The organism is Desulfobacter sp., assembly GCA_028768525.1.
GTDB lineage: Bacteria > Desulfobacterota > Desulfobacteria > Desulfobacterales > Desulfobacteraceae > Desulfobacter.
In genome coordinates this window covers 4,193,356-4,217,453 of the sequence record CP054837.1, presented here as the reverse complement: position 1 = coordinate 4,217,453, position 24,098 = coordinate 4,193,356, and the positions used below count along the sequence as shown (strand labels likewise).

Annotated in this window: 17 protein-coding genes and 1 pseudogene; 7 read left to right on the top strand and 11 right to left on the bottom strand. The window is 55.4% G+C overall.

Annotated features, from left to right (window positions below; translation table 11 throughout):
- Nucleotides 1-81: 81 nt before the first annotated feature.
- Complete coding sequence (locus HUN04_18710) at nt 82-957, bottom strand: LysR family transcriptional regulator (GenBank protein WDP91621.1); 876 nt, start codon at nt 955-957, stop codon at nt 82-84.
- A gap of 118 nt (nt 958-1,075) precedes the next feature.
- Here HUN04_18710 and pruA point away from each other — a divergent pair, with 118 nt between their 5' ends.
- Both pruA and HUN04_18700 read left to right on the top strand, forming a co-directional pair.
- Entirely contained in the window at nt 1,076-2,707 is a 1,632-nt protein-coding gene (gene pruA, locus HUN04_18705; protein WDP91620.1) for an L-glutamate gamma-semialdehyde dehydrogenase, read from the top strand.
- A 240-nt stretch (nt 2,708-2,947) separates the two neighbouring features.
- The gene (locus HUN04_18700) at nt 2,948-4,603 is read left to right on the top strand and encodes a sigma 54-interacting transcriptional regulator (GenBank protein ID WDP91619.1); all 1,656 of its coding nucleotides are present in this window, start codon (nt 2,948-2,950) and stop codon (nt 4,601-4,603) included.
- 8 nt (nt 4,604-4,611) lie between these two features.
- Here HUN04_18700 and HUN04_18695 read toward each other — a convergent pair whose 3' ends face one another.
- The 3 genes from HUN04_18695 to HUN04_18685 all read right to left on the bottom strand — a co-directional run bounded on the left by HUN04_18695 (nt 4,612) and on the right by HUN04_18685 (nt 9,104).
- On the bottom strand, nt 4,612-7,488 hold the full coding sequence (locus HUN04_18695; protein ID WDP91618.1) for a PAS domain S-box protein: 2,877 nt from the start codon (nt 7,486-7,488) through the stop codon (nt 4,612-4,614).
- Between the two features lie 2 nt (nt 7,489-7,490).
- Entirely contained in the window at nt 7,491-8,621 is a 1,131-nt protein-coding gene (locus HUN04_18690; GenBank protein WDP91617.1) for an ABC transporter substrate-binding protein, read from the bottom strand.
- Between the two features lie 177 nt (nt 8,622-8,798).
- On the bottom strand, nt 8,799-9,104 hold the full coding sequence (locus HUN04_18685) for a hypothetical protein (GenBank protein ID WDP91616.1): 306 nt from the start codon (nt 9,102-9,104) through the stop codon (nt 8,799-8,801).
- Between the two features lie 281 nt (nt 9,105-9,385).
- Here HUN04_18685 and HUN04_18680 point away from each other — a divergent pair, with 281 nt between their 5' ends.
- Both HUN04_18680 and HUN04_18675 read left to right on the top strand, forming a co-directional pair.
- A complete protein-coding gene (locus HUN04_18680) occupies nt 9,386-10,018 on the top strand; it encodes a corrinoid protein (protein ID WDP91615.1) in 633 nt (210 codons plus the stop codon).
- A 63-nt stretch (nt 10,019-10,081) separates the two neighbouring features.
- Nucleotides 10,082-10,394: pseudogene (locus tag HUN04_18675) on the top strand (methyltetrahydrofolate cobalamin methyltransferase).
- A gap of 4 nt (nt 10,395-10,398) precedes the next feature.
- Here HUN04_18675 and HUN04_18670 read toward each other — a convergent pair.
- The 7 genes from HUN04_18670 to wrbA form a co-directional block, all read right to left on the bottom strand.
- A complete protein-coding gene (locus HUN04_18670; GenBank protein WDP91614.1) occupies nt 10,399-11,277 on the bottom strand; it encodes a LysR family transcriptional regulator in 879 nt (292 codons plus the stop codon).
- Between the two features lie 98 nt (nt 11,278-11,375).
- A complete protein-coding gene (locus tag HUN04_18665) occupies nt 11,376-12,164 on the bottom strand; it encodes a TSUP family transporter (protein ID WDP91613.1) in 789 nt (262 codons plus the stop codon).
- Between the two features lie 4 nt (nt 12,165-12,168).
- Entirely contained in the window at nt 12,169-12,834 is a 666-nt protein-coding gene (gene trmB, locus HUN04_18660) for a tRNA (guanosine(46)-N7)-methyltransferase TrmB (GenBank protein ID WDP91612.1), read from the bottom strand.
- 3 nt (nt 12,835-12,837) lie between these two features.
- Nucleotides 12,838-13,062 (bottom strand): RNA-binding S4 domain-containing protein, encoded by a 225-nt coding sequence (locus HUN04_18655; protein ID WDP91611.1) that lies wholly within the window; start codon nt 13,060-13,062, stop codon nt 12,838-12,840.
- A gap of 25 nt (nt 13,063-13,087) precedes the next feature.
- Nucleotides 13,088-15,517: an acetate--CoA ligase family protein gene (locus HUN04_18650; GenBank protein WDP91610.1), complete on the bottom strand. Its 2,430-nt coding sequence runs from the start codon at nt 15,515-15,517 to the stop codon at nt 13,088-13,090.
- A gap of 48 nt (nt 15,518-15,565) precedes the next feature.
- The gene (locus tag HUN04_18645; GenBank protein WDP91609.1) at nt 15,566-17,962 is read right to left on the bottom strand and encodes an acetate--CoA ligase family protein; all 2,397 of its coding nucleotides are present in this window, start codon (nt 17,960-17,962) and stop codon (nt 15,566-15,568) included.
- A 188-nt stretch (nt 17,963-18,150) separates the two neighbouring features.
- Nucleotides 18,151-18,747, bottom strand: a complete 597-nt coding sequence (gene wrbA / locus HUN04_18640; GenBank protein WDP91608.1) for an NAD(P)H:quinone oxidoreductase — start codon at nt 18,745-18,747, stop codon at nt 18,151-18,153.
- A gap of 439 nt (nt 18,748-19,186) precedes the next feature.
- Here wrbA and HUN04_18635 point away from each other — a divergent pair, with 439 nt between their 5' ends.
- The 3 genes from HUN04_18635 to HUN04_18625 all read left to right on the top strand — a co-directional run bounded on the left by HUN04_18635 (nt 19,187) and on the right by HUN04_18625 (nt 24,092).
- The gene (locus tag HUN04_18635; protein WDP91607.1) at nt 19,187-20,209 is read left to right on the top strand and encodes an FAD:protein FMN transferase; all 1,023 of its coding nucleotides are present in this window, start codon (nt 19,187-19,189) and stop codon (nt 20,207-20,209) included.
- Nucleotides 20,209-22,566 carry a cache domain-containing protein gene (locus HUN04_18630; protein ID WDP91606.1) on the top strand — a complete coding sequence of 786 codons (2,358 nt, stop codon included), beginning with the start codon at nt 20,209-20,211 and terminating at the stop codon, nt 22,564-22,566. Before HUN04_18635 ends, HUN04_18630 begins: the two co-directional genes overlap by 1 nt.
- 122 nt (nt 22,567-22,688) lie before the next feature.
- On the top strand, nt 22,689-24,092 hold the full coding sequence (locus HUN04_18625; protein ID WDP91605.1) for an amidophosphoribosyltransferase: 1,404 nt from the start codon (nt 22,689-22,691) through the stop codon (nt 24,090-24,092).
- Nucleotides 24,093-24,098 lie beyond the last annotated feature (6 nt).

The following is a 24,098-nucleotide window of genomic DNA, read 5'->3' as shown; positions in this document are numbered from 1 at the left end:
AAGGTCGAAGCGCAGCAAAAGAACTGTCAAATGTCAAAAAGGTGGATGCCGGCAGGCTGGATCGCCCCCCAATAGACCCATTCAGAACCGAATCTCCTGCAGGTGCCCGGTCAGCGCCGCCACAGACGGCCGGGCCGCCACCCGTTTTTTATAATAGATACCGATCTGGTCCCTGAGGACATCCACATGGGGAAACAAGGGGACCAGCCGGCCGGTTTCCAGGTCCGCCGCCACCGCATACCTGGGCACAAACCCCACCCCCACCGATGCCAGGCAGGCCTCTATGATCCCCCGGATATGATTGATCCGGGTCACCCTGCCGAACCGTACCGGCGGCTCCGGCGGCAGGGCCTGGATAAAATTCTGCCACCAGCCCATCTCCTTATCCAGTGAAATCAGGTTGCAATGCTCAAGATCCCCCACGGAATCAATCCCATGCGCCGCGATATAAGCCGGTGAGGCCACCACCACATAGTCCTCCCGGAGCAGCGGGATCTGGACCAGGCCGGGGCGGTTGTGGGGGCGGCAGTCGATGATCAGGTCCAGTTCATCCTCCAGCAGGGGAGACAGCAGGCGGTGGCTCAGGGTAAAATCCACATGCAGCCGTGGATGTGCGTCCAGAAAGGGCGCCATATGCCGGACCACCACATTGATGCCGAACTCCACCGGCGCCCCCAGCCGGATCACCTCGGGAATGCTCTGCCGGTCCGACAGCCGCTCCCGGGCCCTGTCCACCTCGGTAAAAATAGACCGGCAGCTTTTAAACAGCACCTCCCCCTCCGGGGTCAGGGCGAATCCGTTTTTCCGCTTCTCCGTCAATGCCAGCCCGATGCTCTGTTCCAGGGCCTTGATGGCATGGCTTACCGCCGACTGGGTGACAAAGAGCCTTTCAGCACATTTGGAATAATTTTTTGTCCGGGCCAGGGTATAAAAGGTATTGAGTTTATTGAGGTCCATCCATTGCCGTCCTTATGAATTTTCTTCAAAATCACAGTGAATATTATGAATTTTATTTGTATAGCATTATTCTGGTATGGATGAAAGCAAATCATTCAATCCTAAAAAAGGAGGCCCCATGTCCAACGGCATCTATACCATCCAGCGTCCCGAAAACGAAACCGTATTACCCTATCTCCCCGGCAGTCCGGAAAAGGCTGCGCTCAAAGAACAGATCGCGGCCATGACAGCGGCCCCCATTGAGATTCCCCTGATCATTAACGGAGAAGAGATCCGGACCGGCAACACCGGCACCTGCGTCATCCCCCACAACCACGCCCATGTCCTGGCGACCTACCACATGGCAGGGCCAAGGGAGGTGGAACTGGCCATCCAATCGGCAGTGGAGGCCCAGAAGGAGTGGGCCGCCATCTCCTGGGAACACCGGCTGGCCGTTTTCCTCAGGGCGGCAGAACTGATTTCCGGCCCCTGGCGCCATATCCTCAACGCCGCCACCATGCTGGGACAAAGCAAAACCGTTTACGAGGCAGATGCCGATGCCGCCTGTGAACTCATGGATTTTTTCCGGTACAACGCCTATTTTACCCGGCAGATATTGGAAGACCAGCCCGGCGGTGTCCCCGGCACCATGAACCGGATGGAATACCGTCCCCTGGAAGGCTTTGTCTTTGCCGTGACCCCCTTCAACTTCACGGCCATCGGCGGCAACCTGCCCTGCTCCCCGGCCATGGCCGGCAATACCGTGGTCTGGAAACCCGCCTCAACCGCGATTTTCTCCAACTATTACCTCATGCAGATGCTCCGGGAGGCCGGCCTCCCCGGCGGGGTCATCAATTTTCTGCCCGGACCGGGCCGCCTTGTGGGGCCCATGGTCATGGAGGACCGCCATCTGGCCGGCATCCACTTCACCGGATCCACCGCCACCTTCAACACGCTCTGGAGATATGTGGGGGAACACCTGGAAACCTATAAAAACTATCCCAGAATCGTGGGGGAAACCGGGGGCAAGGACTTTCTCTTCGCCCATGCCTCGGCACCGGCCAAAAGCGTGGCCCAGGCCATCATCGGCGGCGCCTTCTCATACCAGGGACAAAAATGCTCGGCCACATCAAGGGGGTACATCCCGGAATCCATGTGGCCGGCACTCCGCAGCGAACTGGAAACGGAACTGGCCCATGTCAAGGCCGGGGACGTGGCGGACTTCACCAACTACATGGGAGCGGTCATCGACCGGGCCGCATTCGATTCCATCGCCGCCTATATCGACTGCGCCAGGGAATCAGAAAATGCAGAGATTATCTTCGGGGGAAACTGTGACGATACCAGAGGATATTTCATCGATCCCACGGTCATCCTCACCACGGATCCCCATTTCAAAACCATGGAAGAGGAGATCTTCGGCCCGGTGGTGACCCTATACCTTTATGGTGATGAGGAATTTAAAGATGCCCTGGATCTTTGTGAATCCACCTCGGACTACGCCCTCACCGGCGCCCTGTTTGCCCGGGACAGGAAAGCCATTGAATATATGGAATCCCGCCTGGCCTACTCCGCCGGCAACCTCTACCTCAATGATAAAACCACCGGCGCCTTTGTGGGGCTGCAGCCCTTTGGGGGAGGAAGGGGCTCGGGCACCAACGAAAAGGTGGGCAGCAAACAGAACATCTCAAGATGGATGAGCCCCAGGACCATAAAGGAAAATTTCAGTCCGTCGCTGGAATGGCGGCTGGATCTCATGAAAGAGGCATAACACCCAGCGCGCAATTGCTGCGGCACTGCCGCGGCAATTGCACGGACGATATGCGGCCCGAATACTGGCAGGGCAAGGGTTCCCATGGTACAGGGCCTGCGAAACAAAGATGCGAAATCTCCCCCATATTAAAAATATAAAAAAGAAAATTTAAAATATTGAAAATTGTCCTTTTTTATACTAAAGGGATCCATTGTCTTTTTTTTAACTCCTGATCCTTAAATTGGGGGAGGCGGCAGAATGAAAAAAGAACTCTCCGGTTATGCCAGTCCCAAAGCACTGGATATTTCCAATGAGATGATCCTTGAAGCCCTGTCACAGATCGACGAAGGGGTATTGATCGTGGATGAAAAAGGAGAAATCGTTTTTTACAACCGGTTCCACGGTATCATCGACGGCCTGGCCCCGGAGCAGGTTATAGGAAAGAAAGTAACCGATGTCTACGATCTCTCTAAGGAAGAGAGCCTGACATTCAGGTGCCTGGCCCGGGGGCGCCCCATCAGCCAGGAATTCATCAGTTACAAACCCAACGAAGGCGTGGTGGTCAACAGCATCAACAGTATTTACCCCATCCGGAAAAACGGCCGGATGGTGGGCTGCATCAGTCTGCTCAAGGATTATAAGGTACTCAAAACACTGGTGGCACCCGACCCGCCCAAACCGGTGAAGGAATTCAAAAAAAAGACCCGGTATACATTCAGCCATATAAAGGGGGGGGCAAAGCAGCATCTTGCCGCCATCACCACCGCCCGGAAATCCGCGGCATCGGCATCCGCCGTGATGCTCTGCGGCGAGACCGGCACAGGAAAGGAAATGTTCGCCCAGTCCATCCACAATGCCGGCCCCCGCCGGGAGTACGCCTTTGTTGCCGTCAACTGCGCCGCCATCCCGGAAAACCTTTTTGAAGGCCTGCTCTTCGGCACCCGGAAAGGGGCCTTTACCGGTGCCATGGACCAGAAGGGGCTCTTTGAACAGGCCAACGGAGGCACCCTGTTTCTCGATGAAATAGACTCCATGCCCATCTCCCTGCAGACCAAGATGCTCAGGGCCATCCAGGAACAGAAAATACGGCGGGTGGGAGAACTGGAAGAAATCCCCATTGATATCCGGATCATTTCCTCCACCAGCACCCCGCCCCGGACCATCCTCTGCGAAAAGGGCAGATTCAGGAAGGACCTGTTTTACAGGCTGGCCGTGGTCATGGTCAAACTGCCGCCCCTCAGGGACCGTGAAGATGATGTCAGCCTGCTCACCCGGCATTTTCTGGACCGGTTCAACCGCCGGCTCAACCGCCGTGTGGATTCGGTCTCCAGAGCGGTGATGGCCCTTTTCTACAATTACGACTGGCCCGGGAATGTCCGGGAACTGGGGCATGTCATAGAAGGGGCAATGAACCTTTTGGACCAGGCCGATGTAATGGATATCGAACATGTGGCCCCCTATTTCAGAACCGTTGCCCCCCTTTTCCTTGATGCCCAGAAGCAGCTGTTTTCCCCCGCCCCGGACGCTGCCCCGGCGCCGGAACAAATTGAGCCGGCGGCACCCGTGGAAGACCCCGGGCCCCCAGAATTGCCGGCCCAAAAGGAAGAAACAAAAGACGGCAGCAAAGGGGAAAAATCAGACAAGCAGGTCATTTACCGGGCGCTGAAGGAGGCCGGCGGAAAAATAAAAACAGCCTGCGAAACACTTGGCATTTCCCGGCAGTTGCTCCATTACCGCATCAGAAAATACGGCATCGACAGCCGCGCCATTGCATCCGCCTGCGAGTCCCAGGAACTGGAAACCGCCCTGGCCGCCTGCGACCAGAACCTGACCCGGACGGCCGAAAGGCTGGGGATCTCACTCCAGCTTCTCAATTACCGGTTGAAAAAGCACGGGATGAGGCCCCTGAAATGAGGCCCGGTTTATTCACCTTCTCCGTCCAGCACATTCCGTATCATCTTTGCCAGGTCGCTTTTGATCACCGGTTTCATGAGCAGCCCCCTGATCCCCATCTTCCGGGCGGACTCGCTGCTCATCTGGTCACTGAAACCGGTATTCAGGATGATGGGGATGTCCGGCCTGATTGCCAGCAATTCAATGGCCAGCCTGTCCCCCGGCATTTTCGGCATGGCAAGGTCGGTGATGACCAGGTCAAACATAAAGGGGTCGGATTGAAAGAGCTTTAAGGTATCGATGCTGCTGTTTTTTGCCGTTACATGGTAACCGAGCCGTTCAAGTACCTGCTGGACCAGCCTGATGATGCTTTCTTCGTCATCCACCAGAAGGATACGCTCATCCCCCCCCGGAACAGGGGGCGGCCCCGCTGCATCTGCATCCCCCGGCAGGGTGTCGACAACGGGAAAATAAACATGAAACCGGGTGCCCTTTCCGGGTTCGCTGTGGACCTTTATGGCGCCCCCCATCCCGCTGACAATGCCATGGACCACAGAGAGCCCCATTCCCGTTCCTTTTCCCTGGGCCTTGGTGGTAAAATAGGGGTCAAAGATTTTACCCGCAACAAGCCTGTCCATGCCGATCCCTGTATCTGAAACCGTCAGGCAGTTATACGCCCCCGGCTTCATGGTGGGTGTCAATAAACCAGCGCCCTCGAGGGTCACCGTGTCCAGTGCCACCTTCAGCTCTCCCCCGGTCTCTTCCATGGCATGGTATGCATTGGTACACAGATTCATTATAATCTGATGGATCTTTGTGGGATCGGCCTTGACCGCCCCGCAGTCGGGGCTGATATCACGGGAGATGTCAATGGTGGCCGGTATGGAGGCCCGGATCAGTTTCAACGCCTCCTTTATTATGGGCTGCATGGTGACAAGGGTGACATCCCCCGCGTCCTGGCGGGAGAATGCCAGTATCTGCTTGATCAGTTCCTTTGCCCTTAAAGCCCCCTGATACACCTGATTGAGGCCTTCTTTCAAAGGGCTGTCCCCGGGGATATCCTCCAGCATTATTTCAGCATGGCCCATAATGGGAAAAAGAATATTGTTAAAGTCATGGGCGATCCCCCCTGCCAGGGTCCCGATGGATTCCATCCGCTGTGACTGCTGAAGCTGGGATTCCAGTTGCTTGACCTGGGTAATATCCCGGTAAATGGTGAGTTTGGCAAGGGAGCCGTCCAGCTGGGATATGGGGGAACTGGACACCAGGTAGGCCCTTCCGTCCCTGGGGCTCACCACATCCATGGTGTAGTGCTGGTGATCAAAAATCTTATCATACCGGCACCAGGGACAGGTCGTGGTACGGCTGTGCAGGGCAGAGTAGCATTTTTCCCCAGTGGCATCATAGCCGACCCGCTTGACCATGGCCGGGTTCATATAGGTAATGGTAAAGTCGGGGGCGCAGATATAAACCGGATCCTGCATGGTTTCCATCATGGACCGGTATTTTTTTTCGCTTTCCTTCAATGCCTGCTCAGCCTTTCTTCTTTCTGAAATATCCCTGGCAAAGGAGATGAAAACCCGCCCCTCCGGTATCTCAATCCGCCCTTCGATATTGTCGTATTCATCGGTTTCATACATGCCGATACGGACTTCCACGGGAAAGGTCTCCAGGCTTTTCTTCCTTTGAAGGCCATAAAAGGTTACGATCTTATTCTGGGACATAATTTCCCGGATGATTGCTTTCTGCCCATTTTTATCCGCGGCAATATCAATATCCGCCACATTCATCTTCAAAAGCGCCTGCCTTGAAAAATCAAGACTCTCGCAGGCCCTGACGTTCACATCAATAATACGTCCGTCCATTCCGGTCACAATAACGGCATCGGCCGCCTGGTCAATGAACGCCCTGTACCGCTCCCTGTTCCTGAAAAGGCTTTGGGCCAGCCCCTTCATCGCCTGGGAGAGATCGCCGATTTCATCCCTTGAAGGTGAAGGGAATCCGTATTCCTCGTCCTCTGTCTCAATCGCCGTGATGGCCTGCTTCTGGGAGCGGATGAAGCGGCGGAAATACCCGGACGCGGCAACCCACAACCCAAGGTTGAGGCAAATGGCCAGAAGGCTGACACAGACAATGGCCAGATAATGGAGATGCTGCCGTTTCCGGTTCTGGCGCACAATATCGTCAATGGCCTCATTGGCCACCCCGAAAAAATGGCTGGCGGTATTTGTCAAGAACGCCTGCCGGTTCTTGACGGCCAGGTAATTGATATAGTCCATTTCAAGGTTTTTAACGATCTTTTGCACCGGTCCCAGCAGAACAGGGTCACCGGTTATTTCTTCAAGGCGGGCCGTCATTTTTTTCAGTTCAGGAAACATGGAGATATCATGTGCATGATGGATGCGCACACCTGAAAGCCAGAGTTCATTGACAACCTCATAAAAAGATTGAAAATCCATCCCTTTTATCCCCCGGCTTTTTTCCTGCAGCGTTTTAAAAAGCCGCCGGTTCACATACGGGGCATTTATACAGGCCTCATATTTCTGGCTCAATTCCGAAAAGGCCTGGTCAAAATGATCAATTAGGGCGGGCAGTCCGGCCAGCCGTTTTCCCACGGTGGACGGAAAGGCCTGGCCCATGTTGACAATATCCTGGGCAATCTTTTTCGTGCGGCCCAGTTCCTCCTTAAACGCTTTCTTTTGCCGAACATTCTGGTCGGCATTGATCATCCGGGTCAAGGACTGCAGATTTCCGATCTGGGTAACAAAATCCTTAAAAAGAAAAATCCGCTCGTTGGCCAGTTGGCTCTCCCTGTACCCGGAATAGGATACCAGGCTGAGGATAAGGGTCATGGCAGTCAATGACGAAAACAGGACAAATACCTTCAGCGATAAGGATATCCGCATGGTTACAATCCCCTTCTGGCCCGCTGGTACATCTCCATCCCATAGATTTCCCGATCCAGATTGCCGGTTTCGTATGCCTGCTTCACCCTGCCCTTTAGCATGCCCTGAAGAATCATGGAACTCACCCATTCATTTACGCCGTGGTCCCATGCCCGGGTCCGCTCCCCTATAAATTTAATGGTGGGGATTGCCTTTTGTTCCACCTCGGCCGGCACCCCAAGCCACCGGGCAACCTGGGCGGCACTTTTCTTTGGAAACCTGTTTATGAAGGCATTGGCCCGGAGCATCAGCCGCAGCATATTCTCAGCTATAATGGGATGTTCTTCGAGGTAATCCTGGGTGGCTGCAAAGGCGCAGCAGGGATGCCCCTTCCACTTTCCCTTCGGGGGCAGTTCGCTTAAGGAGGCAATCCCTTTGCCGGCCCCCTGGTATTCGGCCAGGGCAAGAAAGGGCTGCATCACCACAAACCCGTCAATGAGGCCGCTTTTTAACGCCGGGATCAGATTTTTCGCCCCATACAGATTGATCAAGATCACCCCGGCCTCTGTATCATCCAGCCGTTTGCTAAAAGAAATCCCTTCAGCGTCAAGGGCCCGCTCAAAAATCAGATTCTGGACGGAGACATCAACCTTATACCCGATCCTAAAGGGGCGCCGCCGATGCTGGGCAAGGTATTCCTTGAAGTCCTCCCAGTTTTCAACGGGCAGATTATTTCCCACCACCAGCCCCGCGCCTTCGGTCATGACCGGAGACAATATTCGTATGGAATCATTTTTATCGATGTACTGCAGCATGGCCGGCAACCCGCCGAATGACATATCAAAATAATGCTCGGTCAGCTTGCGGACCAGTTCCTTTCCCCCTGTTCCCGAATCAATGGACACATGGGCCAGGGGAACGCCGTCAGCAATCAGTTCATAGGCCTTAAATGCTTCAATTTCCTTTAAAAAGACACCCCCGTTTTCTTTGAAATAGTCTGGATTGAGAGCCGCAATATAAAGGGGGGCATGATGGTCGTGGGGGGCATGGCCGATTCTCAGGGTCGGCAGCCGGCGGTTTTCCTCTCCGCTGGACATTACCGCCACCAGGACCGAAAGCAAAAGAATGATAAATGGTTTAGCGATTTTAGTCATGACCGTCACCATTATTGATGGATTCAGATGTTGTCGAATAGGAAACGATGCGCGTCATCGCTTTGCCCGGCGTTTCCAATTTATGTTATACATGAATTTAACCGGCAGAAAACATAAGGGCTATTAAATCACAGCACCGCACGATATGAAAGGGAATTATTGAATATCACAGGGAAATCACCATCCGGCCAGGCTGCCGGTATCGGTTTCAATGTCCTTGAGGTAGTGTTTGATCCGGCCCAGGATCTCCAGGTCGGTGACAAATTTTTCATAGGTCATGGCGGCATAGAGCATCCTGGGGTAAAGATTTTCATCGTTGGGGATATCCTCCGGGGTGATCATCACCCCGCCGTTGATATTAAAACAGGGGGTGGCATGGACCAGTTGGACAAAATTCATATAATCGCTGAACTGGGCCATCCGCCGCCTGCCGGGCAGCGTCCACCACCCCCTCGTGGTGCAGCCGAATCCCGCAGGTTTCAATGATCTCCATGGTTGCTTCATGTATATCTTTCAGCTTTTGATCCATATCCATTCTCCTTAATATTGGATGTTTATCACCCGGTTTATGCCTGCGCCCCCATAGATCAAGCGCCATGCCATATCGTGTAACCCAATTCTAGTAAAACATTAATACCGCCACCTACCCTCTTAAGCATTTTACAACTTCAAAAAAAGAAAATAATGATCTGGCATTATTACTGCTTGTATGGAGAGAGGAGTGAAGTAACGGCAAAAAAAAAGAAAAACTAAAGGAGGAAGAGATGACAGAGTTTAATGCAATGACCGAGGCCCTGGTCCACTGCGACGCCGCCAAGCTGACAGAGCTGGTCAACACCGCCCTTGCCGCTGACACACCGGCCAACGATATCCTCAACAACGGACTCATCGCCGGCATGGACATCGTGGGTGAAAAAATGGAATCCGGAGACATGTTCATCCCCGAAGTCCTCATGGCCGCCCAGGCCATGGGCAGTTGTGTGGAAATCCTCAAACCATTGCTGGGGGATGAAGACGGCGCCTCCGGCGGCTCCGTGATCATCGGCACCGTCAAGGGCGATCTGCACGACATCGGCAAAAACCTGGTGGCCATGATGATGGAAAGCGCAGGGCTTACCGTGCACAACATCGGGGTTGATATTGCCCCGGAAACCTTTATCGAAGAAATCAAAAAGAAAAACGCCCAGATCGTCTGCCTCTCCGCCCTGCTTACCACCACCATGCCGGCCATGAAACAGACCGTGGACGCCATTGTTGAAGCCGGCCTGAGGGACCAGGTTAAAATAATGGTGGGCGGCGCCCCCGTCACCCAGGCCTTTGCCGATGAGATCGGTGCCGACGGATTTGCCGCCGATGCAGGCTCCGCTTCCAAACTGGCGAAATCCTTTATCAATTAGGGGCTGAAGGAGGCTGCAATGTTCGAAGTCATCGGAGAAAGAATCAACACGTCCCGCAAACGGGTCCAGCCCATCTCAACGGACGCGGGCAAGGGGATGATGGTTCTGGATGCGGTAAGGGCCATCAAGGCCGAATTCCCGGAAGTCCATATCACCGGCGGACTATCCTAACATCTCCTACGGCCTGCCCCAGCGCCACATCATCAACCGGACCTTTGTGACCCTGATGATGGATGCGGGCATGGATTCGGCCATCATCGATCCCCTGGACAAAAAGATCATGGCCACCATCCGCACCGCGGACATGCTCCTGGGCCATGACCCGTTCTGCATGAACTACCTTAAAGGGGTCCGTACCGGGGCCATAGAAAGTTAGCCGTTTAATGAAGTTTCAGGGATTTGATGTGGTCTATCAAATCCCTGAACGCTTTTTTTCCGTAATTTCGCTTTTTGATATAGATATTAATCTGGTCGTTGAGCACCCCTGTTTCAGGAAACAGCTCCACCAGGTTCCCCCGCTCCAGTTCCCGGAGTACGGTATATCTGGGTACGAACCCCACCCCCAGGGACTCCAGGGCGCCGTTGATGATGCCCCGGACATTTGAAATCCGGGTAATGTCTTCAAACCCGAATCCCGCCTCTTCGGTGAGGGCATTGATAAAGTTCTTCCACCACCCCAGTTCCCGGTCAAAGGAAAGCAGGTTGCACCGGTTCAGATCCCCCACCGTTGAAATCTTTTTCTCTTTAATATACCGGGCCGTGGCAATCACCGCATATTCCTCCCGCAGCAGGGGGATGGTCACCAGGTCCTGATGGACATGGGGCACGCAGTCCACGATCACATCCAGGTCATCGGCCAGCAGGGGGGCCAAAAGATCGGACTCCAGCACAAAATCCATATGGATATTGGGGTGGTTCCTGAGAAAGGGGACCATCCCTTTAACGAGAACCGAAGACCCGAACTCCACCGGTGCGCCCAGGGCCAGGGATACGGGCAGTGCCTCATCTGCGGCCAGCCCGTCAAGGGCCTGGTCAATCCGGTCAAAAATTCCGGGGCATCGCCGGTAAAGATACTCGCCCTTGCGGGTCAGCCGGAACTGCCGGTTCTCCCGGTCCACCAGATCAAACCCCAGGTCCATTTCCAGCTTTTTAATGGCATGGCTCACCGCCGACTGGGTGAGGCATAGTTTCTCGGCACACCGGGTGTAGGATTTTGTACCGGCCAGGATATAAAATGTTTGAAGTTTGTTCAGGTCCATTTATCTGCGAGCCATTTTTTTAAACCGCCGTTATCGGTAATCATACTTCCCGGTGATCATACCAGAAAAATGCCGGGATGAATACGCAGGGGAGGCGGTTATATAATGCCGGCGCCCAGCAGCACCGCAATCCCCAGCAGAAGAACCCCTGTCAGGTTCTGTATGGCTGCCATGGTAATTTTATCAATATACCGCTGTCCGATCCTCACCCCGATGAATGCGGCGGCAATCCCCGTTGCAATCAGGGGCCACATCCCGTCGTCAACAGGGCCGGACCGGCCCGTGCCGAACAGAATAACCCCATAGGTGGTGATACGGGTCATATCCACCATAAACCCGATCATGGCATTGGTCCCCACAAAGGCCTTGGGAGAGATCCCGGTTTTGGCCAGGAATGCCGAACGAAGTGCCCCCTGGTGGCCGGAAAGCCCGCCGAAGAATCCGGAGAGCAGTCCGCCCCAAAACAGATGTTTCCGGTCAAAGGAGACCTTCTTCATGGCGGGCAGCAGTTCAAACAGGGCAAAGAGGACCATTAATATGCCCAGCACCAGTTTAATGGGAGTGATCTGGGCCCGGACCGGCCCGATGTCATACCGGAGCAGTTCGGGGAATCCGGCCAGCACGATCAGCATGCTTGCCCCGGCAACGGCCGCCAAAATGGCCGGCAGCCCGAAGATGAGCACCAGGGTACGTTCCGCATGTTTTCCCACGGCGAACATTTTAAAAATGCTGTTGGCCCCGTGAACCAGGGCGGTGGCCGCCACAGCGGTTTCAACCGGAAAGAAAAGGGCGAACACCGGCATCAACAGGGTGCCCAGCCCGAATCCGGAGAACAGGGTCAGACCGGATACAACAACAGCGGCAAGGCCGACAATTAAATAGCTCATTTAATCAGTTCAGTGTAAAACTTAAATATTTAACGGTCTCCCCGCGGTCCAGGGCCTTGCCCTCAAAAGCGGACAGGATCTGTCCGGCACCGGTGCCGGACAGGTTTGAACGGTGAAGGTCCCGGGTCTCCGCCAGAATGCGTCCGCCCCAGTAGGCCACCCCTTCCTGGGTATAGGTGTACAGCAGATCGCTGTCGGTTTTCAAATGGACGGTGCCCCCGGGGACCAGGAGTCTGGCATAGACGGCCAGAAAACCGGGGGAAGTCAACCGGTGCTTGATCCCCCGCTGTTTGGGGTAAGGGTCCGGAAAAGTGATCCAGATCTCGCCAATTGTTCCGGCGCAAAAATAGTCTTCCAGGTCCCTGCTGATATCCGTCCTGAGGAAAAAAAGGTTGTCCAGCCCCGCGGCCAGGCCCTTTTCACCCCCGACGCAGAGGCGGTGGCTTTTCATGTCCACCCCCACCACACAGGCATCCGGCCGGATCGTGGCAAAGTGCAGGCTGTGCTCCCCCTTGCCACAGCCCAGTTCCAGGATCAGTCTGCCGGGCAGTGCCGGTTCCGCCAGCCAGGGCAGACAGGTGTCATTGCCCGGTTTACCCTCCGGTTCCGGTATGAATACATTGGGCAGGTGTTTTACCCGCTCGTATCTTTTGCTCTTTATTTTGGGCATACCCTAGCCTTCCATCTCCATTTTCAGGCAGATGCCTTCAAACTCTATGGTGTCGCCGGGGTAGATTTTTTTCCGTTTACGGGTTTCCACATTTCCGTTAACCCATACCAGGCCGTCGGCAATGAGGTGCTTGGCCTCTCCGCCGCTGGCCACCAGGTTTTCAAATTTCAGCACCTTATACAGTTCCACAGGGGACCGGGTCAGGTATACGGTTTGAATCTCACTCATATCTAATGACTTCCTTTTGCTTTATTTAAGGGTTGCCCCCTGCGTTGATGCGGATGGTCTTTGCCCTCAGCCGTCCCTGGATATAGAGGGACAGTGCGGCCACGGCCTTGTCGCAGATATTGAACACCGGCACGCCCTTGGCCATGAGGGCGTCCCGCAGGGGGTCGTAGAGCCGTCCCCCGTCCACCACCGTGACCACGGGCACCGGGCTTTCAGCAGCCAGTGCGCCCATCCGTTCCAGGATGCCCCCGGGCAGGTCCATGCTGAAGGGCCCGTCAGTGCCGGGCTCAAGGGTTTTCATGGCCGGGGACATGGGATCCAGGCTGATGAGCACCGCATCCACCCCCGGGTCCCGGGTGAGCGCGGCGGCAATCTCCCCGTGGGCCTCGTCATCGGCAGAGGGATTGATGTCCAGGGGATTGTTCAGGGTCACCAGGCGGTCAAGCCCCTTATCCTTTAAAATACCTTCTATGGCGGCCCGGGTATCGGGACCAATGTCGGCCAGTTTCATGGCAAAATCGTCGGAAAGGATGGAGTCGGCCATGCCCACGGCTTCGAATCCCGCCCCGCTCACGGCGGCAAGCCGGTTGCCCTTCACCCTTTTGGCGCTGAGGGTTTCAGCCAGGAGCATGAGTTCCTGGAATTCACTGAAATTTCTGGCCACAACGGCGCCGGCCTGGGAGACGCAGCTTTCGCAGACCATATAGTCCCCGGCCAGGGAGGCGGTATGGCTGGAGGTGGCGGCCATGCCCTCGGGGGTCCGGCCGGCCTTGTAAAAGACCACTTCCTTGCCCGCCAGCACCGCTGACCGTACCGCCCGACAGAAGGCCAGGCCGTCCAGGTCGTTGAACCCTTCGGCGTAAACGGCGATGACATCCACCTGGTCGGAATCCTTGAAATAATCCACCATATCCCCCAGGGTGAGGTCGGTCTGGTTGCCCATGGAAATCATATAGGCCGGGGCCAGCTGGGGGCATTGGTGGCTGCGGTGAAGCATGAAGGCCCCGCTCTGGCTGATCAGCGCCGCCCGGCAGGCCATGGTCTCCCTGGTTTTAGGCAGTTTTTCCTCGGGGATGAACCAGGTATCGTAGCTGCCGGGCCGGGAAATCACCCCCATGCAGTTGGCGCCGAGGAATACGGGCCCGGCCGGATCCCCATTGCTGTTCACCCGGACCTCGTCGATCATGGCAAGCACCTTTCGGGCCCTCTCCTTGCTCTCTTCGGTCTCCCCCATGCCGCCGGGGATGAGCATGACGCTGTGGGCCGCATCGGTTTCAATGATCTCCTCCACCAGGTCCGGGACCTGGGCGGCCCCCACGGCCACGATAAACAGGTCTAATTGACCGCCCGCCGCATCTGACTGCAGGGCAGTCAGGTCCGGCAGGCAGGTAATGCCCTCCATTTCATCCTGGCCCGGTTTGAAAATCACAATATCATCGGGGTTGAACCCTTCGGCCAGGATATTGTCCAGGATGATCCGGCCGAAATTCTTCCGGGTGCCTGAAACCCCGATGATGCCGATTTTCTTTGGATGGAGCAGGTTATGGATCTTTGCCGTGGGGCGGCCTGCGGGCAGGTTTGTCTTTTTTGCAAACCGGCACATCCCGTCCAAAGGCACCATGAGGTAATCGGTAAAGGCAAAGGGATTGATCTCCAGTTCCTCAATGACAAAGGGCGCCTCCGGATTCTGCCTGGAATAATAATTGCCCATGCGGATAAAGGACTCAAAACATTCCACCAGCTGTTCGTCGGTGACGATGCGGCGCTGGCCCCGGGTCAGCCCGGCCAGCTTCCGATAGGAAATGGTCCGCCGGTAGAGCTGGAAAAAACTGTCCCCGTCCCCCATGGCCGTTGCCGTTGCCACGATGGCCTGGCCCTTGCGGAATCGTTTGGCGTAGAGTTCGGTGTCCGTGCCCCCCAAGCCGGCTGAAAGGACGGTGCCGAACTCCCGGGTGTGGCGCAGTCCCACGATGAGCTCATTGCCGAAGGCCGATGAATCCGGGGGCATGAACTGGACCTGGAGCACCCCTTTTATATCTGCGGCCACCGCCGCCACCAGGGCGTCGCCGGAAAGCCCCCGGTAGTGTGCCGGCAGGTGGTCCGGGGTCCGCTCCATATGGGCGGCATAATTTTCCGGCACCTCGTACACCATCCGGCGCACCGCCGACCGTACTTTGTTGGGGGTATTCTCGACAATTTTCACCCCGCCCACCTCTGTCTTGTGGATGATATAGGGGGAAACGATCTTGAGCACCGCCTTATCCCCGGGCAGGGCCGTCAGTTCCTCGTCGGAACTTCTGGCCCCCCGGGGAATGAGGTGGGCCTTTGGGGGGGTCTCCGCCCCTGAGCGGGCCAGGAGTTCATAGACCTCGTATTCAAACAGAAAATCCCGGCCCTGGTCCCAGGCCCGGGTAAAGATATCGGTGATTCCCTTATAATCAACGGGAACGTCCATAGGGGTCTCCATTTTCATGCAAAAACGTTAATTTAAAATTACAGCGGCTTATTCCCCGCCGGTTTTGCGGATATTTTCCAGGCGCAGCCGGTAGGCCGTATACCTTGCCAGCAGCCCCATGGCCCGGCTGCAGGACCGGAACACGGGTATGCCCTTGTCCCTGAGCCGCCGGTTGAGCCCTTCGTGGGCCCGGCCCGCATCGTTAAATACCACCACAGGCTTGCTGGTGTTCTGGACAATCCCGGGCAGGATGGCGGAGAGGCTTTCCGGCCCGCTGGTGAATCCGTCCTCAGCGTCCGGGGCCGGGGTGTCTGACGTGGCCGGGGCCAGGGACCCCAGGGAGGTCACCACGGCATCAATGGCATCATCCGCCGCCATGGCCGAAATAATGCCGGTATACACCCCGTCCGGTGCCGCCGGGGTAAGATCCAATGGATTTTTGATATCCATGATCTCAGCCAGGCCGGCCAGGTCGAACAGGTCTGCCACGGCATCCCGGGTCACCGGCTCAAAGGGGGGCAGTTCAAGGCAGCAATCCCTTGATTCAAGGGAATCGGCAATGCCCACGGTTTCAAATCCCGCAGGGCTCATGGCCCCCACCCGGAATCCGGTGATCGCCTTGCCGTGCAGATAGGCCGCCATGTTCACCAGGCCGTCGAATTCCTCCAGGGAATCGGTGACCAGGGCACCGGCCTGGCTGAGACAGGAGGTACAGACCATATAATCCCCGGCCACGGATGCGGTGTGCCCGGAGGTGGCCTTTTTCCCCTCGGGGGTCCGGCCGGCCTTGTACACCAGCACCTCCTTGCCCCTGCGCACCGCCTTTAAAATCCCGGTACAGGCATGGAGACCGTCCAGATCCTGGAACCCTTCGGCGTAGACGGCGATGATGCCGGCATCATCGACATCGGCCATATAGGTGATGAAATCCCCGATGGTCAGGTCCATCTGGTTGCCCACGGTGATATTGTAGGCCGGATCGCCTGCGGCCAGGCTTGCCATGCGTACCAGGGCAAAGGCCCCGCTCTGGCTGATCAGGGCCACCGGGGCCGCCGGCCTGTCCATGCGCTTGGGCGCACAGGCATCCGGGGTAAAAAATGTATCCAGGCCGCCGGAACGGGAAATCATGCCCAGGCAGTTCCCCCCTAAAAAGACCGGTCCCCCGCCCTTGCGGCCGTGGGCCATGCGGATCTTTGCCGTCACCGCATGGGCCCGCTCCCGGGAATCCTCGGTTTCCCCCATGCCGCCGGGGATGAGGATCACGCTCCGGGCCAGATTGTTGTCAATGATCTCGTCGATTAAAAAGGGGACCTGGGCCGCGCCCACGGCCACCACAAGCAGATCCACCCCCCCAAGATGCCCTATCTCCTCGACGCAGGCCACCCCGTCGATCTCTTTGGCACTGGGACTGACAATGGTGATATTCTTTCTGTCATATCCGGCCCGGATCAAATTTTTTAAAATATTCCTGCCAAAATTCATCTTTGTGGCCGACACCCCGATGATGGCAAGGGTTTGGGGATGAAGCAAACTGCCGATGCGGTCGATGCCCCGGGCTGCCGGCGGCCGGAAGGGCAGGGAAAATTTACACAGCCCGTCCAGGGGCACCATCTCGTAATCCACCAGGGCAAAGGGATTGACCTCCAGCTCCTCAATCACATAGGGGGCCTTTGGGTTCATGGGGGAAAAATAATTGCCCACGGCGATAAAGGCCCCGAAGCACTCCACAAGCTGCTCGTCGGAAACCAGGCGCTCCCCGCCCCGGGTCTGGCCAGAGAGCTTTTCATAGGCAATGGTTTTGGCGAAAAGATCGAAAAAGGCCTCCCCGGAGACATGGGCTGTTGAGGCGGAAATCACGGCCTGGCCCAGACGAAACCGCTCGGCATAGAGTTCGGTGTCCGTCCCGCCCAGCCCCGCGGTGATGACCATGCCGAATTCCCTCGTCCACCTCAGGCTGACCAGCAGTTCATTGCCCAGGGCATCGGATTCCGGGGGCAGGTACTGGGTGATGAGCACCCCATGGATCCGCCGGTTCACCGCATCCCGCAGCTTCCGGCCGGACAGGCCCCGGTAATGGGGCAGGTCCGCGTCCGGGTTCGCCTCGACCACCCGGGCAAACCGCTCGGACACGGTGTCCACCATGCGCCGGCTTTCGCTCCTGACCTTGCCGGCCATCTTGGGCACCACCTTGACCCCGCCCACATCGGACTTGTGCACCACATCGGGGCTGACCACCTTGAGCACCACCTTTTCCCCGAAAAAGGGCACCAGGACATCGGAATTCAGCCGGTGGTTCCTGGCAAAGAGCAGGTATTCAGGCACAGATTCCGATCCCAGGGCGGACAGCAGTTCATAGGTTTCATGCTCAAAGAGCTGAAACCGGTCCTGGCCGGCTGCCTGGGCAAAGACCCGGGTCATTTCCTCAAAATCTATAAACAATTGCATAGGGCTATTCCCATCCTTATTTTTTGGGGCATCATACCAATTTATGCACGCCGGGGGAAGGGAGCATCTCCGCATACATGGAGTCACGCATTTAGATAAGACAGGAACAATGGTTTAAATCAGCCGACCCAAAAATTAGAGCGAAACAATCCTTTTCTGGGCCGGCTGGATTTAACTGGATTAGGACTTCAGGACATTCTTTTCACCGTTTCTGCAACGTGCCTGCCTTGGAATTGAGCCATTGATAATTCGACTTCAGAGGCTTGTCTTGACCCATCTCCACCTGCAAGCATTCCGGCGCCCAATGGGGAACCGCCTTTTGCTTGCGATATATCCATTAAATCTTGACAGGAATATGGCAACCCGACGACGATCATTCCATGGTGAAAAAGTGTGGTATGGAATGACTGAATTGTGGTTTCATTTCCACCGCCTGTCCCGGTGCTTGTAAACACGCTGCCGACCTTGCCGACCAATGCACCGTCCATCCATAAACTCCCGGTTTGATCCAAAAAGTTGCGCATTTGGGAGGCCATGTTTCCAAATCTGGTGGGAGTGCCAAAAAGAATTGCATCATATTGATCCAATTCTTTTGGGTCCGCAATAGGGGCGTCTTGCTCAATTTTGGCACCAGCATTGCGCGCGATCTCTTCAGACATGATCTCTGGCACTCTTTTGATTGTTACATCGACACCATCGACTGAACCAGCCCCCTTAGCCACAGCGTCTGCCATTGTTTCAACATGACCATACATTGAGTAATATAGAACCAGTACTTTTTTCATTTTTCCCCTCTATGTTCAATAAAAATTTTCTTCGTAAGTAAGTCTGCTATAGTTGAAATTCAACTTTGAACAACAAACCCTTATGATGAGTTTTACCACTATGTGGTATATGTCAAGTCGTTTCTATCAGGGAAACAACGATACTTTACAAGCGCCTATGATGAAATGAAACGCCGCCATGGCGACATTGTTCTTGGCATTGATTTCGATATTGAAAAAGTAAAATCTGACCCGAGGCAGGGCCGGTGCTGTGGGATTCCTACCCCTTCTTTTATTACGATTCTTAAATGGCCCTGTCCACGGGCGCGGCGGGCCATCTGAACCCCTTACTATTATTTCACGGGGATTGAGGTTTTTGGTTTGAACTCCCCTGGCGGATATAGTACCCTGAAACACCATGATAATGATCTTGCCAACTCTATTGGGGTAAAGATAAACAATGCGTCGAATACATCTATTTTCCGTCATACTGCTTGCCACCCTTCTGGTCGCCACAGTCTTTACTGCTTCCGCCAGGGAGTATGTTTTCACCGGCAAAACCATGGGCACCTTTTACCGGATTAAATTTATCAGTAATCAACCGGTGTCTCTCCCCCTGTGGAAAAAAAAGGTTAACATCCGGCTCAGGGAGGTCAACACCCAGCTCTCCATGTTCCAGAAAAACAGTGAGATATCCCGGTTCAACGCCGGTCCGCCCCATACCCCGTTTAAACTGTCGACGGATTTTTCAAGGGTGCTGGAACAATGCCGCCGGCTCCACGCCTTAAGCGGGGGGGCCTGGGACGGCACGGTCAAACCCCTGGTGGACCTCTGGGGATTCGGCGTCAGGGACAAGGCACCGGCCCTGCCGGCTCCCCGGGAGATAAAAGCGGCTTTGGCCCGCACCGGTTTCGATAAACTGGTGCTCAAAGGCCGGACCCTGACCAAAACCGAGGCCGGGCTTACCCTGGACCTGGGCTCCATTGCCAAGGGGTACGGGGTGGATGAAATCGCCCGGCTATTTCCGGATGCCGGCATTACAGACTATCTGATCGAAATCGGCGGGGAGCTGGCCGGAGGCGGCCGGAACATAAAGGGGAAACCATGGTCCGTGGGCATTTCACGCCCGGTAAAGGGCACCGTCAATTCCGGGCTTTACCGGGTGGTGACCCTGGATAACATGGCCATTGCCACCAGCGGTAATTACAGAAATTTTTTCGAGATCAACGGCAAAACCTATTCCCATATCATCCATCCTGACACAGGATACCCGGTGGACAACAGGGTGGTCAGCGCGTCGGTCATCGCAAAAAACTGCACCATTGCCGACGGCCTGGCCACCGCATTGATGGTCATGGATACGGACAGCGCCATTGACCTGGTCAACGGCCTGGCCGACATCGAATGCCTCATTATCAAAAACGATGGCAGCTCCCTTATCCCGGTGAGGTCCAAGGGATTCAAGGCCTTTGAGATGGACTGATGGTATTTAAAAACCTATCCATACGAAATAAACTGTTTTTAAGTTTTGCAACGGTTTCCATCATTATCCTTGCCGCCAGTTTCACCCTTCTTTTCTTCCAGGTCAAAAAAAATATTGAGGACCGGATCCGGGCGGAACTGAACAAGTCCAACCAGACCATCACCGACATGGTGGAAACTGCAGCCATGGTCTCCATTAAAAACCACCTGCGGGCCATTGCGGAAAAAAATCTTGAAATCGTCACCCACATTTACCTGGAATCCCAACAAAAGGGCGTTTCCCAGGCCGCGGCCAGGGAACAGGCGGCCCGCACCCTGCTCAGCCAGACCGTCGGAGAAACCGGCTATATTTACTGCATCGACAGCAGTGGGAAAGTCGTAATCCACCCCCGTGACGGGGTGAGGGGGACCAATGTGGCCGGCTGGGCGTTCATCCAGGAACAGATCCGCCGCAAAAAAGGATATCTGGAATACAACTGGAAAAATCCAGGCGAAAAAAAGGCACGGCCCAAAGCTATGTACATGAGCTATTTCGAACCCTGGGACTGGATTATATCCGTCTCCTCCTATAAATCCGAATTTTCCAGGCTCGTTACCATTAAAGATTTCAGAGACCAGGTCCTGGGGCTGACCTTTGGAAAAACCGGCTATTCCTACATATTTGATACACAGGGCAACACCATCATCCATCCAGAGGTTAAAGGCAACTTCTATGACATCAGGGACGTCAACCAGGTTGACTTTGTCCAGGAGATGATCCGCAAAAAAAACGGGTATCTGACCTATCATTGGAAGAACCCCTCGGAACCGGTTCCCAGGGAAAAATTTGTCGCCTTTTCCTATATTCCTGAATTTGACTGGATAGTTGCATCCTCTTCCTATACGGCGGAAGTCTTCTCCCCCCTTTCCGAACTGCGGACCAGCTTTATCATCATTTTGGTATTGTCGGTGATCATCACCGGTTTTGTGGCCATGGCGGTGAGCACCTCCATCACACGCCCCTTGCGACAATTCATCCGCCGCTTTGAAAAAGGGGCCGATGGGGATCTGACCTCCCCCATGGGTCACAACTGGCTCAATGAAAACAGGCAGGATGAAATCGGAAAGCTGTCCATGAGCTTCAACCGTTTCATGGAACGCCTGGATGCCTATCAAAATGAGATTCATTCAGAAATCCGAAACCGGGAACACACCGAAAAAAAACTTGAGGACCTGAGAAGCTACCTGGCCGATATCATTGACTCCATGCCCTCAATGATCATCGGTATCGATACAGCCATGGCCGTTACCCTCTGGAATAAAAAAGCCGGAGATGAAACAGGAATCGATGCAGAAACAGCCATGGGGAGCCCGATCAGAGACTGTCTTCCCCGCATCGGACATCATCTGGCCCGGATAAAAGAGAGCCTGGAGGCGAACCTATCGGGCCAGATTCTGAAAACCCCCCATGCCTCTAAAGAGGCCGGCACCCGCTTTGAAACCATAACGGTATTTCCCGTGTCCGGCGGCCGGGGAGCCGTGCTCCGTATCGACGATGTTACAGAAACCATGCGCATGGAAGAGATTCTGATCCAGAATGAGAAAATGCTATCCGTGGGCGGCCTTGCCGCAGGCATGGCCCATGAAATCAACAATCCCCTGGCAGGGGTGATGCAGAATGCCTCCCTGCTGACCAACCGCCTCACCGACACCGCAATGCCCGCAAATATACAGGCGGCCGAGGAAACCGGCACCACCATGGCGGCCATCAAAGCCTTCATGGACGCCAGGGAAATTCCCCAGATCATCCTGTCCATCACCGACTCCGGCACCCGCATGGCCGAAATCGTAAATAATATGCTCAGTTTTGCCAGGAAGGGCGACGCCACCTTCTCCACCTGCGACCCGGTCCAGCTCCTGGACAAAACCCTGGACATCGCAGCCACGGACTACGACCTGAAAAAACATTACGACTTTAAAACCATTGCCATAAAAAAAGAATATGAAGAGGATGTCCCCTTTATTGCCTGCGAACGGGGCAAAATCCAGCAGGTCCTGCTGAACATACTGAACAACGGGGCCCAGGCCATGGCGGACCATCCCGGGGAATCCGTATTCATTCTCCGCCTTTCCCATGAAACACAGACGGAGATGCTCCGCATTGAAATCCAGGACAACGGCCCGGGCATGGCGCCGGACGTAAAAAAACGGATATTCGAGCCCTTTTTCACCACCAAGCCCGTGGGCATCGGCACGGGCCTGGGGCTGTCCGTCTCCTATTTCATCATCACGGAAAACCACCAGGGCACCATGGATGTGGATTCCGAGCCCGGCAAGGGCACCCGGTTCATCATCCGGCTGCCCCTCTCCCCCCGGTAATATTTCCATCACACCGGATTAAACCCGGCGAATAAAAAGATTGATTTACATTAATGATTCGATTAAGTGAGGGATGTTTTGTTAACGCGGCATTGAATCTAAAGTGACGGAGAATTGTTGAGATGGGCGGTCTTTTCGGATGTGCGTCAAAGGCGGAGTGCAATACGGAACTCTTTTACGGAACGGATTATCTATCCCATTTGGGAACCAAGCGGGCCGGATTGGTCACATACGGGGAGGGCCGGTTCAACCGGACCATCCACAGCCTGGAAAATGCCTATTTCAGATCCAAATTCGAATCCAGTCTGGACAGGCTTACGGGACGCATGGGCCTGGGCGTCATCAGCGACACCGATTCCCAGCCCATTATCATCCACTCCCACCTGGGGCAGTTTGCCGTGGTCATGGTGGGCAGAATCGCCAACCTGGAAGAACTGGCCGCCGCAGAGCTTAAGGGCAACATCCATTTTGCCGAAACCAGCCGGGGGGGCATCAATCCCACGGAACTTGTGGCCACCCTGATCTGCCGGGGATCATCCATTGAAGAGGGCATCGCCCTGGCCCAGGAAAGGATCAAGGGCTCCTGCTCCATGCTGGTGCTTACCGATTCCTGCATCTATGCGGCCCGGGACCGCCTGGGCAGAACCCCGCTCATCATGGGCCGGCGGGAAAACGCCTGTGCCGTCAGCTCCGAGTCCAGTGCCTTTTCAAACCTTGGATTTGAAACCGCATACTTTCCCGGCCCCGGGGAAATCATCAAAATGACCCCGGAAGGCTTTGAGCAGGTGCGCCCCCCTGGGGAAAAGATGCAGGTCTGCTCCTTTCTCTGGGTCTATTACGGCTACCCCGCATCCACCTACGAGGGCATCAATACCGAACAGGTGCGCTACAACTGCGGAGCGGCCCTGGCCAAAAACGAAACCTGCGGGGCGGATCTGGTGGCCGGCATCCCGGATTCGGGCATCGGCCATGCCATCGGCTTTGCCAATGAAAGCCGCATCCCCTATATGCGCCCCTATGTGAAATACACCCCCACCTGGCCCCGGAGTTTCATGCCCCAGAACCAGAAAATGCGGGACCTTGTGGCCCGGATGAAACTGATTCCCGTCCGGGAGATCATTGAGGGCAAACGGATTATTTTCTGCGACGACTCCGTGGTCCGGGGGACCCAGCTCCAGGACAATACCGAAATCCTCTACGAATTTGGGGCCAGAGAAGTCCACATGCGCATTGCCTGCCCCTGCCTCATCCACCCCTGTGAATTTTTGAACTTCTCCACCTCCCGTTCCACCCTGGACCTGGCCGGCCGCAGGGCCATCTATGAGCTGGAAGGCAGGGACGACGCCGATCTCGGGGACTATGCCGTGGCCGGATCTGAAAAACACGGCCGGATGCTTGAAAAAATAGTGGAACGCCTTAAACTTACCAGCCTGAGATACCAGACCCTGGACGACCTGGTCCGGGCCGTGGGCCTGCCCAAGGAGAAGCTTTGTACCCACTGCTGGGACGGCTCTTCCTATTTTTAAATAATA

Bases quoted from the DNA above. Each gene is read 5' to 3' on its own strand.
- HUN04_18710 (WDP91621.1), bottom strand. From the start codon at position 957: ATGGACCTCAATAAACTCAATACCTTTTATACCCTGGCCCGGACAAAA.
- pruA (WDP91620.1), top strand. From the start codon at position 1,076: ATGTCCAACGGCATCTATACCATCCAGCGTCCCGAAAACGAAACCGTA.
- HUN04_18700 (WDP91619.1), top strand. From the start codon at position 2,948: ATGAAAAAAGAACTCTCCGGTTATGCCAGTCCCAAAGCACTGGATATT.
- HUN04_18695 (WDP91618.1), bottom strand. From the start codon at position 7,488: ATGCGGATATCCTTATCGCTGAAGGTATTTGTCCTGTTTTCGTCATTG.
- HUN04_18690 (WDP91617.1), bottom strand. From the start codon at position 8,621: ATGACTAAAATCGCTAAACCATTTATCATTCTTTTGCTTTCGGTCCTG.
- HUN04_18680 (WDP91615.1), top strand. From the start codon at position 9,386: ATGACAGAGTTTAATGCAATGACCGAGGCCCTGGTCCACTGCGACGCC.
- HUN04_18670 (WDP91614.1), bottom strand. From the start codon at position 11,277: ATGGACCTGAACAAACTTCAAACATTTTATATCCTGGCCGGTACAAAA.
- HUN04_18665 (WDP91613.1), bottom strand. From the start codon at position 12,164: ATGAGCTATTTAATTGTCGGCCTTGCCGCTGTTGTTGTATCCGGTCTG.
- trmB (WDP91612.1), bottom strand. From the start codon at position 12,834: ATGCCCAAAATAAAGAGCAAAAGATACGAGCGGGTAAAACACCTGCCC.
- HUN04_18655 (WDP91611.1), bottom strand. From the start codon at position 13,062: ATGAGTGAGATTCAAACCGTATACCTGACCCGGTCCCCTGTGGAACTG.
- HUN04_18650 (WDP91610.1), bottom strand. From the start codon at position 15,517: ATGGACGTTCCCGTTGATTATAAGGGAATCACCGATATCTTTACCCGG.
- HUN04_18645 (WDP91609.1), bottom strand. From the start codon at position 17,962: ATGCAATTGTTTATAGATTTTGAGGAAATGACCCGGGTCTTTGCCCAG.
- wrbA (WDP91608.1), bottom strand. From the start codon at position 18,747: ATGAAAAAAGTACTGGTTCTATATTACTCAATGTATGGTCATGTTGAA.
- HUN04_18635 (WDP91607.1), top strand. From the start codon at position 19,187: ATGCGTCGAATACATCTATTTTCCGTCATACTGCTTGCCACCCTTCTG.
- HUN04_18630 (WDP91606.1), top strand. From the start codon at position 20,209: ATGGTATTTAAAAACCTATCCATACGAAATAAACTGTTTTTAAGTTTT.
- HUN04_18625 (WDP91605.1), top strand. From the start codon at position 22,689: ATGGGCGGTCTTTTCGGATGTGCGTCAAAGGCGGAGTGCAATACGGAA.